The organism is Pantoea sp. paga (assembly GCF_007558755.1).
Classification (GTDB): domain Bacteria; phylum Pseudomonadota; class Gammaproteobacteria; order Enterobacterales; family Enterobacteriaceae; genus Pantoea; species Pantoea agglomerans.
In genome coordinates this window covers 280,004-296,433 of sequence record NZ_VLTF01000001.1, presented here as the reverse complement: position 1 = coordinate 296,433, position 16,430 = coordinate 280,004, and the positions used below count along the sequence as shown (strand labels likewise).

Here is a 16,430-nt window from a genome sequence, read left to right as displayed (position 1 = left end):
GCGGGTGATCACACACCCGCGAAGAGTGACAGCCCCTGAACGACAGCCGCTCAGGCGGCCTGACCTTGTCATTGGGCGGGATAGATTGGCTGTTCGGGGTTGCCCCGGCGATCCCAGCGGCTGGCGATCAGCCATAATAGTGCCGTCGCAAACCAGCCGACGATCCACGAGACATCATTACCGGCAAAAATCCAGGTCAGCGATCCATGGTGCAGCGGATTATCGATAAACGGCAGTTGCACCAGCACGCCCAGAAAATAGACGGTAATACCGGCCAGGTTCCAGCGTCCATAGCGTCCGTCCGGCTGCGACAGTGCCGGGACATCAACCCTGCCCCTGGTGATCAGATAGAAATCGGTCAGGCTGATCGCGCTCCAGGGCACAAAGAAAGCCAGCAGAAACAGCAGGAAGTGGGTGAAGGATTTCAGAAAGGCCGGTTCACTGAGCAGAGCAATGACGCAGGCCAGCGTAACCATAAGCACCACAAACAGAATGCGCCCGCTCCGACTCAGCGTGGTTTGCTGACGAAAGCCAGAGACAATGGTGGTCAGTGACATAAAACTGCCGTAGGCGTTCAGCGTGGTAAACGTGATTTTTCCAAAGCAAATGGCGAAATAAATCACCATGGCCATAGTCGCCGTGCTGCCCATGCTCACGATGTAACCGACCTCATTGCCTGCAAATGCACTTCCGGCAATGGCAGCGACAATCACCCCCAGCGTCATTGAAGCCTGCGTGCCAAGTACGGTGCCAAAAAAGACCGAGCTGAACAGTTTCTTCGCGGAGACATCAGCTGGCAGATAGCGTGAATAGTCAGAGACATAAGGACAGAAGGCAATTTGCCAGGATGAAGACAGGGAGACCGCCAGCAGGAAATTTGCCGGTGTAAAGTGTTGATTCTGCCACACGGCTGATAAGTCATGCGCAGAGAACAGCGTGATAAACAGATAAGCAAAGGCTAAAACGCCAATCACGCTCGCCAGCTTGCCCAGTTGATGAATCACGCGATAGCCCAGCACCGCAATGATCACGATGAGGGTGCTGAACAGGATCATCCCGGTTGAATGGCTGACATGGATAAGTTTAGCCAGTGCCTGCCCCGCTAATACTGTCCCGCTGGCTGAAAATCCCACATACATAATGCACACCAGCACCAGAGGAATAACAGCACCAAACACGCCAAACTGCATACGGCTGGTGATCATCTGCGGTAAACCCAGGCGCGGGCCCTGGATAGCATGCAAAGACATGATCGCTGCACCCAGAATCTGCCCCACCAGTAAGCCGATAAGAGACCACACGACGTCTCCACCGAGCACCACGGCCAGCGCACCCGTGACAATAGCCGTGATTTGCAGATTGCCACCAAACCAGAGCGTGAACTGGTTAAAGGGATGACCATGACGTTCACCCAACGGGATGTAATCAATGGAGCGGGTTTCTGACAGGCCCTGTTTCTCTGAGCCTGAATAATCTGATACAGATGATTTGACCGACATAGATTCCTCGCTGGAACAGTGAGAGACGTGTTTGACTGAAAGCGTGATTTGCTCAATCTATGGTTGAGAGTACATGTCTATACAAGCAGCGATATTGTCATGCGCATCGGGAAGTTACAAGGCAACCGGTCATTGGAAAATGTGATGATATCGACAGGCCTGTCATGATGCGGGGCAGGAAAAGATGAGGGAGCGCGCGGACCTGTTTCCGGGGATAACGCCATAATGGAGGCGTAAAACGGGAGTGAGGCATTTTGTTCGATCACCGCCACAGGCGGCAGCGATGATCGGGTAACGCGTGCGATGTCAGGCCTGCCAGTCTCAGAGTGTGCGGAGGAGAAAATACCCTGACGGTTACCCTTCAGCCACTACCCGCTGACGATGACAGTCGGCCGGTTCCAGTTTTTGCCCCTGTGAGGAGATAACCTCCAGGCGCGGCAGCGGCTTTCCTTCCGCATTATCCAGCAGCACGGAGTGGGTTTCGCCCTTCTCAAACAGGTAACGCTCGCCCCACTGGCGCATCGCGACCACAACCGGAAACAGCGAACGGCCTCTTTCGGTCAGGACATATTCGCTGTAGGCGCTGCCATCGGAGGCTGGCGCAATCTCAAACACCCCTATCTCCACCAGCTGCTTCAGGCGTGACGCCAGGATATTTTTTGCCAGCCCTAAATTCCGCTGGAAGTCACTGAATCTGCGGACGTCATCAAAGGCTTCACGCACGATCATCATGCACCAGCGCTCACCTATCGACTCCAGGGTTCTGGCGACCGGACACTCGCTGCTTCTCAGGGATTCCTGCTTAGCCATGCTCTTCTCTCACGCTACCTGTCTCATGATGGCAGTTTAGCCACTCCGAAAAGAAGTTGCAAAAAAAAACCAGCCCGGTTAAAGATATCGCCAATCCAGTTTCAAATAAAAACCAGAAAGGAAAGCAACATGACCTGTACGACTGGCAAGGCGCGTGATCCTGAAGCCGATTCGCCCCCAGCCGCGATCCCGGTGCTCTCGTCCCGGATGATCTTTTTGTTCTCACTCACCTCTGCGCTGGCGGTCGCCAATGTTTACTCGGCACAGCCTCTGCTGGAGTCGATAGCCGCCAGCCTGCAGGTTTCCCCTGGTACCATTGGCACAGTGGTAACGGCCACGCAGAGCGGCTATGCCCTCGGGCTGATCTTTCTGGTGCCACTGGGCGACTGCGTGAACCGCAAAAAACTGGTAATTACCCAGTTGCTGCTTTCCGTGCTGGCGTTAATCATTGCTGCGGTTGCGCCAGACCTGATGACGCTGCTCTGCGCAATGCTGCTGGTGGGATTAATGGCGGTGGTCACGCAGCTGATGGTGGCGTGGGCCGCCATGCTGGCATCGCCAGAGCAGCGCGGACAGGTGGTGGGCAGCGTGACCAGCGGCATCGTGATCGGCATCCTGCTGGCGCGGTTTGTTTCCGGGATGATTGCTGACCTGGCGGGCTGGCGGGCGGTCTATCTGACGGCTGCCTGCCTGTTACTTCTGATCTCGCTCATCCTGGCGAAAGTGCTGCCCGCCACAGCCGGTCAGACGCAGCGCACATCTTATCCTCACCTCTTATTGTCTGTTTTCCGTCTCTTCCTCACGGAACCGCAGCTGCGCAGACGCGGGATCCTGGCGCTGCTGATTTTTGCGGCCTTCAGTATGCTCTGGTCTTCGATGGTACTGCCACTTACCGCCCTGTCACTGTCACACACCCAGACCGGGATGTTCGGCCTGGCCGGCCTTGCCGGTGCGCTGGCAGCCTCCAGGGCAGGTGCATGGGCTGACCTGGGCCTGGGGCAGCGTGCCACCGGCCTGGCACTGGCGTTGCTAACCTTCTCCTGGCTGCCGATAGCCGCGCTTCAGACCTCGTTACTGTTGCTGATTTTCGGGGTGATCCTGCTCGATTTCGCCGTCCAGACGGTACATGTGATTAATCAGAGCCTGATCGTGGCCGCCCGACCTGAGGCGGCAAGTCGTCTGGTCGGCGCCTATATGTGCTTTTACTCGCTGGGCAGTGCGCTGGGGGCTATAGCCGCCACTCAGCTTTATACGCACTGGGGATGGCAGGCTGTCTGCTATGCCGGTGCAGCGGTCAGTGCCTCTGCCTTTCTCTGCTGGTCCGGAGTACGTCACTCATGAAATTAACGCATCTGCTGCTCGCCGTCATGATCACCGCCATCTGGGGGGTTAACTTTTCGGTTATCAAACTCGGCCTGCAGGCGGTCGACCCGTTTATCCTGGCAGGCATCCGCTTTACGCTCTGCGCCCTGCCAGCGCTGTTCTTTATTAAGAAACCGGACGTGCCGTGGCGCTACCTGATCAGCTATGGCCTGGTCTTCGGGATTGGCCTGTGGGGTCTGGTGAATCTGGGGATTAAAACCGGACTGTCGGCGGGCATCGCCTCGCTGCTGCTGCAGTTCAGCGCCTTCTTCACGCTGCTGCTCGGTGGCTGGGTATTTAAAGAGCGCCTCAGCCGCTATCAGCTCGCCGGGTGTGGGCTGGCCTGCACCGGTCTGCTGAGCATTTTTTTCATTACCGATGGCTCTGTGACGTTTTCCGGCATGCTGCTGGTGCTGGCAGGCGCGGTCGCATGGAGTATTGCCAATATCATCAATAAAAAAGCGGGCACCCGGCAGGTTTTTGCTTTTCTGGTCTGGTCGAGCGCCTTTGCACCCATTCCGCTCTTCCTGCTGGATGGACTGGTCAATGGCAGCGCGGGCTATCACGCACTCTTCACCCAGCTGGATGTGAAGGCGGTGTTGTCGATACTGTTTCAGGTCTATCCCAATACCCTGCTGGGCTACTGGGTGTGGAACTGGCTGCTGAAACACTATCCGGTTTCAACGGTCGCGCCACTGTCGCTGCTGGTGCCGGTTTTCGGCATCCTGGGTTCAGTGGCGATATTTGGCGAAACGGTTTCACCTCAGAAAATCGCGGCGCTGCTGCTGATCGTCGCCGGACTGGCCGTCGGGCTCTATGGGCAGCGGGTTGTGCGCTATTTCGGCGTACAAACCGGCTGACGGCGCCGTGGGGTGACTATGCACCGTGCCGCTGGCAGAACGTTTCGATGTCACCGTGCTGAAAATCGGGCAGATTCGCCAGCAGTTTCTCCAGCGGCCAGTTCCACCAGGCAATGCGCTGGAGACGGGCGGCGATAGCCGGAGTAAAGCGCACCCGCAGTGGCCTGGCCGGAACCCCGCCCACTACGCTGTAGGGCGCGACGTTTTTCGTCACGACTGCACCCGCGGCCAGCACCGCACCATCACCAATGGTGACGCCAGGCAGCACAATCACGCCGTGACCTATCCACACATCGTGACCGATTATCACCCGATCGGCGCGACGGGCGGAAAAGAAGCCCTGATCGCGTCGGGCGTCGGGGTGGTAATACTCCGGGCAGTAGGTAAAACGATGCTGGGAGGCGCGGTCCATAGGATGATTCGGCGCGCCAATGCGCACCTGATTAGCAATGGCGCAGAAGCGCCCCACCTGGGTATCGGCCAGGCAGCAGTGTTCGCCGACATAGGAGAAGTCACCCAGCACGCTATACTCCAGCGAGCTGTGCGCCAGGATCTCACACTGCTGACCCACAGTGGTTTCGCGCATCTTCACACTCTCATCAATCCAGGTGTGCGCTAATCGGGCGGGCATAACGGCGGCAATGGACATAATACTCCCGGTCTGGATAAGCAGCGCCCCGGCGGCGTGCTTTTGCCGCACCACCTTACCCGCGTCCGATGACAGAGAATTGACAAAGAAAAAAGGCGGAGTGGTTAGCTCCGCCTTGTTTCAAGTTCCGGTTAACCTGCGTGACCGGTCAGTTGCATAAGGGCAACGATGATCTGCAAGATGACCCGGATAAGATCCAGAATCAGCTTAGTCAGTTCCATCACTTTCCTTCTCCTTTTACAGGAGCGCGCTGTTCGGCAACCAGGGCTTTGACTCTACCCGCCGGGCGCCTAAGCACATCTTTGTGGAGAGAGCTGAGCGGCACTCATGGTTAAAGCCACAGGCCAGCACCACCTGATGCCTGCCGGGATTTTAAAACCGTGCCCCTGGGAGCGGCCAGTCGACAATGAGGCGATACTCAACACTCAACACCTGTATAAACATACAGCATTTTGGCGAAACTTGAAATCCTTAGCCGCACATTTTACAATCTTGTTTGTGGAGAGTGCTGAGCACCTCGTTCGCAGCGCGGTTACCAGCCGGGTAGCGAACAAAAAATAAAGGATTTGGCGAAATGCCAAATCCTTTTTTTATGCCTGCTTTCTGCTTAAAAAAGCAGCGCAATACTTACTTCGCGGCGCTGATTCGCCAGACGGTATTACCCGCATCATCAGCAATCAGGACACCGCCCTGTTTGTCGCTGGCCAGACCGACCGGTAATCCACGCACCTGCTTTTCGTCGTCCGTCAGGAAGCCCGAGACCACCGTCTGCGGCTGACCCACCGGCTTGCCGTTTTCAAATTTCACCCACACCACTTTGTAGCCATTCAGCGGCGTACGGTTCCAGCTGCCATGTTCACTGATAAACGCACCGCCCTGGTATTGCGGCATGTTATCTGCGCCGTAGAACAGCAGCCCCAGCGGAGCGACATGCGAACTCAGGGCATAATCAGGCTTAATCGCCTTCTCAACCAGATCGGGACGCTGCGGTTCGGCACGGGTATCCACATGCTGACCAAAGTAGCTGTAGGGCCAGCCGTAGAAACCTTTGTCCTGCACTGAGGTCATGTAGTCAGGCACCAGATCGGAGCCGATTTCATCACGCTCATTGACGATGGCCCACAGTTTTCCGCTCTGCGGTTCCCACTGTAAGCCGGTCGGATTGCGCAACCCGCTGGCGTAGATCCGGCTGGCACCGCTGGCCGCGTCCACTTCCAGCACCGCGGCACGGCGATACTCTGCGCCAATGCCGTTCTCGGTGACGTTACTGTTGGAACCGACACCCACATAGAGCTTGCTGCCATCGGGGCTGGCTAACAGCGATTTGGTCCAGTGATGGTTAATCGGCCCGCCCGGCAGTTCCGTCACCTCTTCAGGCGCGGTGCGGATCTCTGTGTCCCCTTCGCGATAGGGGAACTTCACCAGGCTGTCAGCATTCGCGACATAAAGGGTATTGCCAATCAGCTGCATGCCAAACGGCGAGTGCAGATTCTCAATAAAGCGGTGCTGCTCCCATTTGCCATTGACGTTGCGCAGCAGCGTAATCCGGTTGCCGCCAGCGCCGCCCTTACCTGACGCTTTCTGCACAATGCCCATGATCAGCTGTTTAGGCCGGGTGGTGGGTTTGGCCGGGCCATTGGATTCTGCCACCAGCACATCATTATTCGGCAGCACATAAACCTGACGCGGATGCTGCAGATTGTCCGCGATCTTTTCGATTTTCAGCCCGTCAGCCACTTTTGGCATTTCGCCCGCTTTCCACGGCGTGCCTTCCGGCACCTGCATCGGCGGCATAAAGAAGTTCTGTGCCTGCGGCAGTTCGGGATTCGGTCCGATCTGCTTTTGCGGATCGACCAGCGCACCATCATCACAGCCTGCCAGCAGTGCTGTCAGGGTAAGCGCGAGCAACGTTTTATGCGGTATCTTCATGGTGGCTCCTCCTTAAGCGCTACGCTGACGTAACGCAAGTTGCACATTCGCCAGCAGCAGCAGCGCTACCACCAGCGTCGAAAGCGTCACGCCCAGCGGGATGACAGCGGCGGCATCACGGCTGTGAATAAACGCATTGACGATAGCGATCACAATTGCCACCAGCCAGAGCCAGAAATGACTTTTTTCCGCACTGTCACTGCCGCGGAACAGATAAACCAGCGCGATGAGTCGCGGCACAATCGCCAGTATCAGCCCCAGCGCAATCAGCCAGCCTGCGGCATCCGTCCAGAACAGCACAAAGGTCTGGCTATAGAGAATATCGAACAGCCAGGCCGCGACAAAAAAGCCCAGCGGCACCGGCTCCAGCAGAGCGTACAGCGTCACGGCAAAGGCCGATCTTCCCAGGGTATTGCGCATGTTTCTCTCCATTTTTAACGTGAATGCGGACCAGGTCAGACGTCGCGCTGCTCAGAGCAACCGACCCCGCGCCTGTAAAAGATTAGTAAATCTGAAGAGAAACAGAGGGTTTATTCGGGAGGAATTGCAAATCAGGCGAATGACGTCCCTGTCATCGCCGGTCAGTCAGGGCTTATCAGCGGGTAAAGTGACCCAGTATCCTGGCTGATAAGGCAGCGGCAGGAACTTCTCGTGGAACGCGCGGAAGGTGGCGTCCGGATCCAGATCGGCAAACAGATCGGGATGCAGCCATTTCGCCAGCGCCTGGATAGCCACAAACTGGTAAGGGCTGTCGTAGAACTGATGCCAGATGGCGTGAACATTGCCGTTGTGCGCCACCGGCAGGGTTTTAAAGGCATCGCGCATCATCAGTCCCTTAAGACGCGCGGTAGCCTCGGTGACATTGGCACCCGGACCGACGCCGACCCATTTGCCCACGGTGTTGTAATTCTTCCAGTTAGCGCCGGTCACCACCACCACATCCGGCTGGCTGGCGATAATCTGTTCCGGGTTAACGGTGCCGAAGGTGCCAGGGATGAGATCTTTAGCGATGTTACGACCGCCCGCAATCTCGACCATCTGGCCAAAGTTTTCATTGCCAAACGACATGCAGCACTCGTCGCTGTAGCCGCCTGCACGGTCAATCATCACTTTCGGGCGGTAGCCGGTAAAGTTCTTCAGACGCGAGGTGACAAGGTCAATCTGCTGCTGGCGGAAGGTGATAATTTCCTGGGCACGCGCCGGTTTGTTCACCAGTTCGCCCATGATGCGGATACTTTTCTCAGCATTCACCATCGGCGCTTCGCGGAAATCGATAAACACCACCGGCACGCCTACTGCCTGCAGTTTTTCAATCAGCTTGCCTTCATCGGTGGCGGCTTTGGATTCCAGATTCATCAGCACCAGATCGGGCTTCAGAGTTAACGCCTGCTCGACGTTGAAAGTGCCATCTTTCGCACCGCCAAAGGTCGGTAATTTTTTAATTTCCGGATAGCGTTTTTCGTAAGCCTGATAGCCGTCCCAGTCCGCTTTCGGGAAGTCGTCACGCCAGCCAATCACCCGTTTAAATGGGGCATCAGTATCAAATGCCGCCAGCAGATACATCTGACGGCCCTCACCCAGAATGATGCGTTTTGCCTCCTGCGGCACCTCGACCTGACGGCCTGCGACATCGGTAATCATTTTGGCCGAAGCCGTCCCTGCCAGCGTGAGCAGCCCCAGCGCTAAAAACCATTTTTTCATTGTAAAAGCCCGCACAAATGATAATGAGAATTATTAATGTAAAGCGACGTTACTATCACCTAAAACAGGGGTCAGGGGAAGTCATCCGGTTAAATGTTTTTTGCGGCGGGGTTAACTGTCGGAGTTGCGCTCATAGCGATCCTCTAAAGAGGAAAAAGCGCAGCGTGTCGCTGCTCACAAAACGGTCAGCTTTCGTGAATATGTTCACAACACCCTGGGCAGTTGCACACATATTAGCCATTAATCGTATCGTTTTGGCTAATGCGTTAATGAATTGTGAAGGCTAGATTGAAAATGAAACAGCGTTTTAATAATTCATCAGGACAGACTGCCACAGGAGCTTAACCGTGAAGATCAGCGCCATTGATGTCACCCTTTTTACCTATCCCACCCAACGCTGCGCCGACAGCGCCGGACACTCCCACCCTGGCCCGGAAAATGATGCGCAGATGGCGCTACTGACCCTGACCAGCGAGGAAGGCGACTGTGGTTACGCCTTTGCGCCGCCGGAAGTGGTGCGATCCCATGTGGTTAATGCCTTTTTCCGCAAAGTGCTGATCGGTCAGAACGCCTTTGACCGGGAGCGTCTGTGGCAGGATCTGGTGCACTGGCAGCGCGGCAGCGCCCATCAGCTCACCGAGCGGGCGCTCTCCGCTGTGGAGCAGGCATTGTGGGATCTGATTGGACGGAAGCTGAAACAGCCTGTCCACAAACTGCTGGGCGGCTATCGCGAGAAGATCCCGGCTTACGGCAGCACCATGTGTGGTGACGAGCTGAGCGGTGGATTATCAACGCCGGATGAGTATGCGCAGTTCGCGGAAAAGCTGGTGGCGCGCGGGTATCAGGCGATCAAGCTGCACACCTGGATGCCGCCGGTCTCCTTCGCACCCAGCCCGGCGATGGATATCAAAGCCTGCGCGGCGGTGCGTGAAGCGGTGGGACCCGATATCGCGCTGATGCTGGACGGCTATCACTGGTACAGCCGCAGTGACGCGCTGACCATCGGAAAGGCGCTGGAAAAGCTTAATTTCGCCTGGTTCGAGGAGCCGATGGAGGAAGAGAGCATGGCCTCTTATGCCTGGCTGGCGGAAAACCTCTCTATTGACGTGCTTGGTCCGGAGAGCCTGGGCGGTAAACATCACAGCCGCGCCGACTGGGTGCGTGCCGGAGCCTGCGACATTCTGCGAGCCGGAGCCAACGGCGTAGGCGGCATCTCGCCCACCCTGAAAGTGGCGAACCTGGCTGAAGCCTTTGGCATGGATTGCGAAGTGCACGGCAACGGTGCGGCCAGCCTGGCGGTGGTCGGGGCGATCCGTAACTGCCGCTGGTATGAGCGCGGCCTGCTGCATCCCTTCCTGGATTATGAAACACCGCCCGCCTACCTCAACAGCCTGATCGACCCGATGGACGATCAGGGATTTGTCACCCTGCCCGCCCGCAGCGGGCTGGGGGAGGATATTAACTTCAGCTGGATTGAGACGCACACGCTGAACCGCTGGTAAATCGCACTACCGAAGAACGGCAAACAATAATAACCCCGTCGCCCGCCTGCTGCCTGCCATCCCGGTGGTCAGCAGCAGGCAGAGTCGTAAACGGGAAAACCTCTGACCTGCTGGACTTTACCTATGACCCTGACACAACGATGTGGCGCGTGGCTGATCACGCTGCTGATGCTGACGGGCAGCGCGTCAATCCAGGCAAAGACCCCGGATGACCAGCTGATCGTCGGCATGAATATGAATAATCTGCTCACCCTGGATCCTGCCGCTATGACCGGCAACGAGGTGGTCGGCATTGTAGTGAATCTCTATGACGGTTTGGTGGAGCTAAACCCGCAGCAACTCACCGAGGTGCGCCCGGCGCTGGCGGAGCGTTGGTCAGTCAGTCCGGATAACCGCACCCTGACTTTTCACCTGCGCGACAACGTCAGATTTCACTCGGGCAATCCGCTCACCAGCGCCGATGCGGTCTGGTCGATGCGGCGGGTGCTGCATCTGAACCTGGCGCAGGCGTCGGTGTGGAAATCTTACGGCTTCAGCCGCGACAATGTTGACCAGATGATTACCGCGCCCGACGACCACACGCTGGTGATCACCCTGCCCAGACCTAACGATCCGCAACTGGTGATCTACTCGCTGGCGGCGCTGGGCAGCATGGTGGTGCTGGACAGCAAAACCGTGCAGCAGCATGAGGTGGATGGCGACTGGGGCAACCGCTGGCTCACCACCCATGAAGCGGGCTCCGGCCCGTTCAGGCTGGATGTATGGCAGGCAAAAGATGTGCTGCGCATGAGTCGTGCGACTGATTACTGGCGCGGCGAGGCGAAGATGTCGCGGGTGGTGTTCCGCCATCTGCAGGAGTCGCAGACCCTGCGGCTGATGATGGAGAAAGGCGATCTGGATATCGCCAGTAACATGGCGATCCCCGACGTGCGCGCCCTGCGGCACGACCCCGACCTCACCATTGATGCGGTAAGAAAAGGAACGATCTACTACCTGGCGATGAGCATGAAAGATCCGCACTTCGACAATATCAAAGTGCGGGAAGCGGTACGCTATTTGGTCGATTATCAGGGCATCAATAAAAGCCTGATGACCGGCTATGGCGAGCTGCATCAGCGCCCGATTCAGGCTGGCATGCCCGCCACGCTGCCCGATCCCGGTTACCGGCTCGATGTGCCGCGCGCCCGCGCACTGCTGGCTGAAGCGGGTTATCCGGACGGCTTCGACACCACGCTGCGGGTGCTGGCCGATCAGCCCTTTCTGAACATCGCCATCGCGGTGCAGTCCACGCTGCTCCAGGGCGGGATCCGCGCAAAAATCATCACCGGCACCGGTAACCAGATCTATGGCGCGATGCGCGATCGCCAGTTCAGTCTGCTGGTCGGGCGCGGTGGCAGCGGCGTGGAGCCGCATCCCCACTCCAGCCTGCGCGCGCTGGTCTATAACCCGAATAATGCTGACAGCGCCCGGCTGACCAACTTCCAGGGCTGGCGCACCGGTTTCTATGACGCGCAGCTCAACAGCATGATCGATCAGGCGCTGGTGGAGCGCGACAAAACCCGCCAGCAGCAGGCCTATTACGCCATCCAGCAGCGCTATGACCAGCTGGTGCCTGCACTGATGCCGATTTCACAAATGCTCGACTCCGTGGTGGTGAGCGACCGGGTGCAGGCTTATCAGCCGCATCCCTCAGCGACCACCTTCCTCCGCGATGTCTGGAAAACCCCTGAAGCCAAAGCGGGAGGCACCCTATGATCCTGACCCTGACCCGAACTCAGTGCCGCCGCATCAGCCATCGCGCGGTGCAGGTAGTGATAACCCTGTTCGGCCTGCTGCTGCTGACCTTTTTTATTGGCCGGGTGATGCCGCTGGATCCGGTGCTGGCGATTGTCGGCCCCGACGCCGATCAGGCCACCTATCAGCAGGTTTATCATCAGCTCGGCTTTGATAAACCGCTGTGGGTGCAGTTTGGCATCTACCTTAACGCGCTGCTGCATGGCGATCTCGGCCATGCACTGCTTACCGGTCAGCCGGTGGTGCATGACATTGTGCGCGTCTTTCCGGCAACCGTAGAGCTGGCCACGCTGGCGATTGTGATTGGCGCAGGACTGGGCGTGCCGCTGGGTGTGCTGGCGGCGGCACGTCGCAACAGCGTCATCGACTATGTGGTGCGGATGCTCAGCCTGGCCGGTTACTCCACCCCAATCTTCTGGGTCGGCATGATTGGCCTGCTGCTGTTCTATGCCCATCTTGGCTGGGTCGGCGGCGCAGGTCGGGTGGACTTCAGCCTGGATGGCATCGTGCCGCGTCGCACCGGCTTTATGCTGATTGACGCCCTGCTGGCGGGCAACAGCCAGGTGTTCTGGAATGCGCTGAATCATCTGGTGCTGCCCGCCTCGCTGCTTGGCTTTCACTCCATGGCCTATATCAGCCGCATGACGCGCAGTTTTATGCTCGCGCAGCTGTCGCAGGAGTTCATTCTGACCGCGCGGGTCAAAGGCCTGACTGAATGGCAGGTGATCTGGCAGCACGCCTTCCGCAATATCCTGGTGCAGTTGCTGACCGTGGTGGCGCTGGCCTATGGCTCACTGCTGGAGGGCGCGGTGCTGATTGAAACCGTCTTCTCCTGGCCTGGCTTTGGCTCCTACCTCACCGGCAGCCTGATGCTGGGCGATATGAATGCGGTGATGGGCTGTGTGCTGGTGGTGGGTCTGATTTTTGTGCTGCTTAACCTGATCTCCGACCTGCTCTATCAGGTGTTCGATCCGAGGACCAAAGTATGACGATCTCTTTTGACGCTGCGTCTGTGAGTCATTCCCGTGAGCGGCTGGTGCGCTGTCAGCGTTTTGCTGCCCGCTGCGGCCATTTCCTCTGGCGCATGGCCTGTAATCCCCTGACCGCAATTGGTGGTGGCATTGTGCTGCTGCTCTGCATCGTGGCACTTTTCGCACCCTGGATCGCGCCGTATCACCCGCTGGTTCAGGATCTGAATAATGCGCTGACGCCCCCCGGCGCGGCCCACTGGTTCGGCACCGACGAGTTTGGCCGGGATATCTTCAGTCGTCTGGTGTGGGGCGCACGCATCACGCTCTACATCGTGCTGCTGGTGTCGGTCACCGTCGGGCCACTGGGCCTGCTGCTGGGCGTCACCGCCGGTTATTTTGGCGGCAAAGTCGACGGCGTGCTGATGCGTGTCACCGATATCTTTATCTCCTTCCCGAGCCTGGTACTGGCGCTGGCCTTTGTTGCCGCGCTGGGGCCAGGACTGGAGCATGTGGTGATCGCGATTACGCTCACCGCCTGGCCACCCATTGCCCGTCTGGCCCGCGCTGAAACGCTGTCGCTGCGTCAGGCGGACTTTATCTCGGCGGTGCGCTTACAGGGCGCGTCGCCGCTGCGGGTGCTCTGGAAGCACATTATTCCGCTCTGCCTGCCGTCGGTGATTATCCGCATCACCATGAACATGGCGGGCATTATCCTCACCGCCGCCGGGCTGGGGTTTCTCGGGCTGGGCGCGCAGCCGCCGGATCCGGAATGGGGCGCGATGATCGCCAGTGGCCGCACCTACATGCTGGAGTGCTGGTGGGTGGTGACCGTGCCCGGGCTGGCGATCCTGATTAACAGCCTGGCATTTAACTTTTTAGGAGATGGCCTACGTGACCTGCTCGATCCCCGCAGTGAGTAACGCCTCGCCGTTGCTCGACGTGCGCGATTTGCACGTGAACTTTGTTAACGGACGCCAGATTACGCCGGCGGTGCGTGGCGTCTCCTTTCAGCTCGGTCAGGAGAAGCTGGCGATTGTCGGTGAGTCCGGCTCCGGTAAATCGACCGTGGGTCGCGCCCTGCTGCAGCTGCATCCGGCTAAGGCGCGCATTGAGGCGAGCCGGATGCAGTTTGGCGATATCGACCTGTTGCACGCCACCCCGGCAGAGATGCGCGCCATTCGAGGCAAACGCATCTCAATGATTATGCAGGACCCGAAATATTCGCTGAATCCGGTGATCCGGGTTGGCGAGCAGATTGCCGAAGCCTGGCGCAGTCACCATCGCGGCCAGAAATCGGCGGCACGTCAGCGGGCGCTGGCGATGCTGGAGGAGGTGCAGATCCGCGATCCTGAACGGGTATATCAGCTCTATCCCCATGAGATTTCCGGCGGCCAGGGGCAGCGCGTGATGATCGCCATGATGCTGATCACCGAGCCGGAACTGGTGATTGCCGATGAGCCCACCTCTGCGCTGGATGTCTCGGTTCGCCTGCAGGTGCTGGCGCTGCTGGATGATCTGGTGAAAGCGCGCGGTCTGGGACTGATTTTTATCAGTCACGATATCAATCTGGTGCGCAGCTTCTGCGATCGGGTGCTGGTGATGTACGCCGGGCGCGTGGTGGAGTCGCTGGCCGCCAGCGAACTTGACCACGCGCAGCATCCCTACACTCAGGGACTGCTGGCAGCACTGCCCGACCTTGATCGGCGGCGCACGCGCCTGCCAGTGTTACAACGTCACGCCAGCTGGCTAACTGACTAAGGAGTTACGATGATTGAGGTGAAAAATCTCAACCTGAGTTTTGGTGAAGAGGGTCGCCGTAATCAGGTGCTGTTCGACGTCAGCCTGCAGGTTAAACAGGGTGAAATCTTCGGGCTGGTCGGTGAGTCAGGCTCGGGCAAAACCACGGTGCTGAAGTGTCTGGCGGGCCTGTTTAATCACTGGCAGGGAGAACTGACCATTGATGGCCAGCCGCTGGCGCACCGCATCGATCGGGCGCGCTGCCGTCAGGTGCAGATGGTGTTTCAGGACCCTTATGGTTCGCTACATCCGCGTCATACGCTGGGCGATATCCTTGAAGAGCCATTACAGATTCAGGGTATCGGGCAGCGCCAGCAGCGCGTCGTGGCGATGCTGGATAAGGTCGGGCTGAATCGCGCCTGGCAGACGCGTTATCCGCACCAGCTTTCTGGTGGTCAGCGTCAGCGCGTGGCGATTGCCCGGGCGCTGATATTAGAGCCGCGCGTGCTGCTGCTGGATGAACCGACCTCCGCCCTGGATGTTTCGGTGCAGGCGGAGATCCTCAATCTGCTCAGCGATCTGCAGCAGCAGGAGAATCTGACCTATCTGATGGTGACGCACGATCTCGGCGTGGTGGCGCACCTCTGCCATCGCGTGGCGGTTATGCAACAGGGCAAGGTACTGGAGACGCTGGATGTGCCGACGCTGGTGGCCGACCGCGCCGCGATGCCCTACACGCGGATGCTGGTAGAGGCGAGTCGTCATTACAACCCGGCGCTGGCGCAGCATAGCTGACGTTCAGCTGACGTCGGGAAAGAGAGAATAAAAAAAGGCCGGTCAGACCGGCCTTATGACCCCGGATGCGTTAGTGGGTCAGCTGACGCACAAAAGCGACGATTTCCTGATTTTTGCCATGCTCAAACAGACACTGCTGGAAGCGTGGGCCACTAACGGCAGTACGCACCAGTTCAGGATCGATGGCGCGCAGCGTGTCGAGGTAGTTCTCTTTAATCACGGCAGCTTTGACCTGATTCAGCAGACCGGCGTTACGCACCTGCGGCTCTTTACGCTCTGGGGGATAACCATTGCCCTTCTCGCCGGTGAAGGCTTTTTCAAAGATAAAGCGCAGGTTAAGTTCAGCGCCCCAGCCAAAGCCTTTGGCGAACGGCAGAGATAAGGCATTACCGTTGTTGATCTGGGCAAACAGGTAGGCATCCGCCGGATCAATACAGTAGCCGCAGACGACGCCCGGATGGATGTTAAGCGACATCAGCGCGCCCTGCCCGGTGCCGCAGCCCGCGACCACGAAATCCACGGCCTGGCTGTTGAGCAACACGCTGGCCTGAATGCCGAGGTGAATATAGGTCAGGTGGTGATCCTGCTCATCGCTCATACCGACGTTGAAGACCTGATGGCCCAGTGGCTGTGCGACGCCTTCCAGTTCTTTCAGCACGGTAACGTTTTTAGCGGCCTGGCTGTTTTCCATCATTAACGCGATTTTCATGATCTACCCTTATAAATTAATTGAAACACCGTTTCATTTTAGTGAAAAACCACTAAAGTGCATAAACTAATTCACCCGAGCGCTGTGAGATCCATCACAAAACGGTCACCGC

At 58.0% G+C, this 16,430-nt stretch carries 15 protein-coding genes; 8 read left to right on the top strand and 7 right to left on the bottom strand.

Annotated features, from left to right (window positions below):
• Positions 1-68: 68 nt before the first annotated feature.
• Positions 69-1,499: a cytosine permease gene (locus FOV68_RS01440; RefSeq protein WP_064704341.1), complete on the bottom strand. Its 1,431-nt coding sequence runs from the start codon at positions 1,497-1,499 to the stop codon at positions 69-71.
• A gap of 354 nt (positions 1,500-1,853) precedes the next feature.
• On the bottom strand, positions 1,854-2,309 hold the full coding sequence (locus FOV68_RS01435; RefSeq protein ID WP_143990210.1) for a helix-turn-helix domain-containing protein: 456 nt from the start codon (positions 2,307-2,309) through the stop codon (positions 1,854-1,856).
• Between the two features lie 129 nt (positions 2,310-2,438).
• Here FOV68_RS01435 and FOV68_RS01430 point away from each other — a divergent pair, with 129 nt between their 5' ends.
• The gene (locus FOV68_RS01430; RefSeq protein WP_143990209.1) at positions 2,439-3,650 is read left to right on the top strand and encodes an MFS transporter; all 1,212 of its coding nucleotides are present in this window, start codon (positions 2,439-2,441) and stop codon (positions 3,648-3,650) included.
• Entirely contained in the window at positions 3,647-4,531 is an 885-nt protein-coding gene (locus FOV68_RS01425) for an EamA family transporter (RefSeq protein WP_039386654.1), read from the top strand. The genes FOV68_RS01430 and FOV68_RS01425 overlap by 4 nt, the downstream gene beginning before the upstream one ends.
• A gap of 16 nt (positions 4,532-4,547) precedes the next feature.
• Here FOV68_RS01425 and FOV68_RS01420 read toward each other — a convergent pair whose 3' ends face one another.
• The 4 genes from FOV68_RS01420 to FOV68_RS01400 all read right to left on the bottom strand — a co-directional run bounded on the left by FOV68_RS01420 (position 4,548) and on the right by FOV68_RS01400 (position 8,810).
• Positions 4,548-5,180 carry a DapH/DapD/GlmU-related protein gene (locus FOV68_RS01420; protein WP_039386658.1) on the bottom strand — a complete coding sequence of 211 codons (633 nt, stop codon included), beginning with the start codon at positions 5,178-5,180 and terminating at the stop codon, positions 4,548-4,550.
• A gap of 627 nt (positions 5,181-5,807) precedes the next feature.
• Positions 5,808-7,109: a sorbosone dehydrogenase family protein gene (locus tag FOV68_RS01410; RefSeq protein WP_031592338.1), complete on the bottom strand. Its 1,302-nt coding sequence runs from the start codon at positions 7,107-7,109 to the stop codon at positions 5,808-5,810.
• A 12-nt stretch (positions 7,110-7,121) separates the two neighbouring features.
• Positions 7,122-7,529 carry a hypothetical protein gene (locus FOV68_RS01405; RefSeq protein WP_010244987.1) on the bottom strand — a complete coding sequence of 136 codons (408 nt, stop codon included), beginning with the start codon at positions 7,527-7,529 and terminating at the stop codon, positions 7,122-7,124.
• Between the two features lie 165 nt (positions 7,530-7,694).
• Positions 7,695-8,810, bottom strand: coding sequence for an ABC transporter substrate-binding protein (locus FOV68_RS01400; protein ID WP_115064784.1), 1,116 nt, complete (start codon positions 8,808-8,810; stop codon positions 7,695-7,697).
• A gap of 347 nt (positions 8,811-9,157) precedes the next feature.
• Between FOV68_RS01400 and FOV68_RS01395 the strand changes: the two genes are divergently transcribed.
• The 6 genes from FOV68_RS01395 to FOV68_RS01370 all read left to right on the top strand — a co-directional run bounded on the left by FOV68_RS01395 (position 9,158) and on the right by FOV68_RS01370 (position 15,609).
• A complete protein-coding gene (locus tag FOV68_RS01395) occupies positions 9,158-10,312 on the top strand; it encodes a mandelate racemase family protein (RefSeq protein WP_031592340.1) in 1,155 nt (384 codons plus the stop codon).
• A gap of 168 nt (positions 10,313-10,480) precedes the next feature.
• Complete coding sequence (locus FOV68_RS01390) at positions 10,481-12,067, top strand: ABC transporter substrate-binding protein (protein ID WP_255473630.1); 1,587 nt, start codon at positions 10,481-10,483, stop codon at positions 12,065-12,067.
• Entirely contained in the window at positions 12,064-13,095 is a 1,032-nt protein-coding gene (locus tag FOV68_RS01385) for an ABC transporter permease (protein ID WP_010245000.1), read from the top strand. The genes FOV68_RS01390 and FOV68_RS01385 overlap by 4 nt, the downstream gene beginning before the upstream one ends.
• Entirely contained in the window at positions 13,092-13,997 is a 906-nt protein-coding gene (locus FOV68_RS01380) for an ABC transporter permease (protein ID WP_039386673.1), read from the top strand. Before FOV68_RS01385 ends, FOV68_RS01380 begins: the two co-directional genes overlap by 4 nt.
• Entirely contained in the window at positions 13,969-14,835 is an 867-nt protein-coding gene (locus FOV68_RS01375) for an ABC transporter ATP-binding protein (protein WP_143990456.1), read from the top strand. Before FOV68_RS01380 ends, FOV68_RS01375 begins: the two co-directional genes overlap by 29 nt.
• Positions 14,836-14,844: 9 nt before the next feature.
• The gene (locus FOV68_RS01370) at positions 14,845-15,609 is read left to right on the top strand and encodes an ABC transporter ATP-binding protein (RefSeq protein ID WP_143990208.1); all 765 of its coding nucleotides are present in this window, start codon (positions 14,845-14,847) and stop codon (positions 15,607-15,609) included.
• Between the two features lie 70 nt (positions 15,610-15,679).
• Here the strand turns inward: FOV68_RS01370 and FOV68_RS01365 are convergent, their stop codons facing one another.
• Positions 15,680-16,318, bottom strand: coding sequence for an RpiB/LacA/LacB family sugar-phosphate isomerase (locus FOV68_RS01365; RefSeq protein WP_003853539.1), 639 nt, complete (start codon positions 16,316-16,318; stop codon positions 15,680-15,682).
• Between the last annotated feature and the right edge of the window lie 112 nt (positions 16,319-16,430).

Excerpts from the sequence above, each read along its gene's own strand:
- FOV68_RS01440 (WP_064704341.1), bottom strand. The coding sequence starts at position 1,499 with ATGTCGGTCAAATCATCTGTATCAGATTATTCAGGCTCAGAGAAACAG.
- FOV68_RS01435 (WP_143990210.1), bottom strand. The coding sequence starts at position 2,309 with ATGGCTAAGCAGGAATCCCTGAGAAGCAGCGAGTGTCCGGTCGCCAGA.
- FOV68_RS01430 (WP_143990209.1), top strand. The coding sequence starts at position 2,439 with ATGACCTGTACGACTGGCAAGGCGCGTGATCCTGAAGCCGATTCGCCC.
- FOV68_RS01425 (WP_039386654.1), top strand. The coding sequence starts at position 3,647 with ATGAAATTAACGCATCTGCTGCTCGCCGTCATGATCACCGCCATCTGG.
- FOV68_RS01420 (WP_039386658.1), bottom strand. The coding sequence starts at position 5,180 with ATGTCCATTGCCGCCGTTATGCCCGCCCGATTAGCGCACACCTGGATT.
- FOV68_RS01410 (WP_031592338.1), bottom strand. The coding sequence starts at position 7,109 with ATGAAGATACCGCATAAAACGTTGCTCGCGCTTACCCTGACAGCACTG.
- FOV68_RS01405 (WP_010244987.1), bottom strand. The coding sequence starts at position 7,529 with ATGCGCAATACCCTGGGAAGATCGGCCTTTGCCGTGACGCTGTACGCT.
- FOV68_RS01400 (WP_115064784.1), bottom strand. The coding sequence starts at position 8,810 with ATGAAAAAATGGTTTTTAGCGCTGGGGCTGCTCACGCTGGCAGGGACG.
- FOV68_RS01390 (WP_255473630.1), top strand. The coding sequence starts at position 10,481 with ATGCTGACGGGCAGCGCGTCAATCCAGGCAAAGACCCCGGATGACCAG.
- FOV68_RS01385 (WP_010245000.1), top strand. The coding sequence starts at position 12,064 with ATGATCCTGACCCTGACCCGAACTCAGTGCCGCCGCATCAGCCATCGC.
- FOV68_RS01380 (WP_039386673.1), top strand. The coding sequence starts at position 13,092 with ATGACGATCTCTTTTGACGCTGCGTCTGTGAGTCATTCCCGTGAGCGG.
- FOV68_RS01370 (WP_143990208.1), top strand. The coding sequence starts at position 14,845 with ATGATTGAGGTGAAAAATCTCAACCTGAGTTTTGGTGAAGAGGGTCGC.
- FOV68_RS01365 (WP_003853539.1), bottom strand. The coding sequence starts at position 16,318 with ATGAAAATCGCGTTAATGATGGAAAACAGCCAGGCCGCTAAAAACGTT.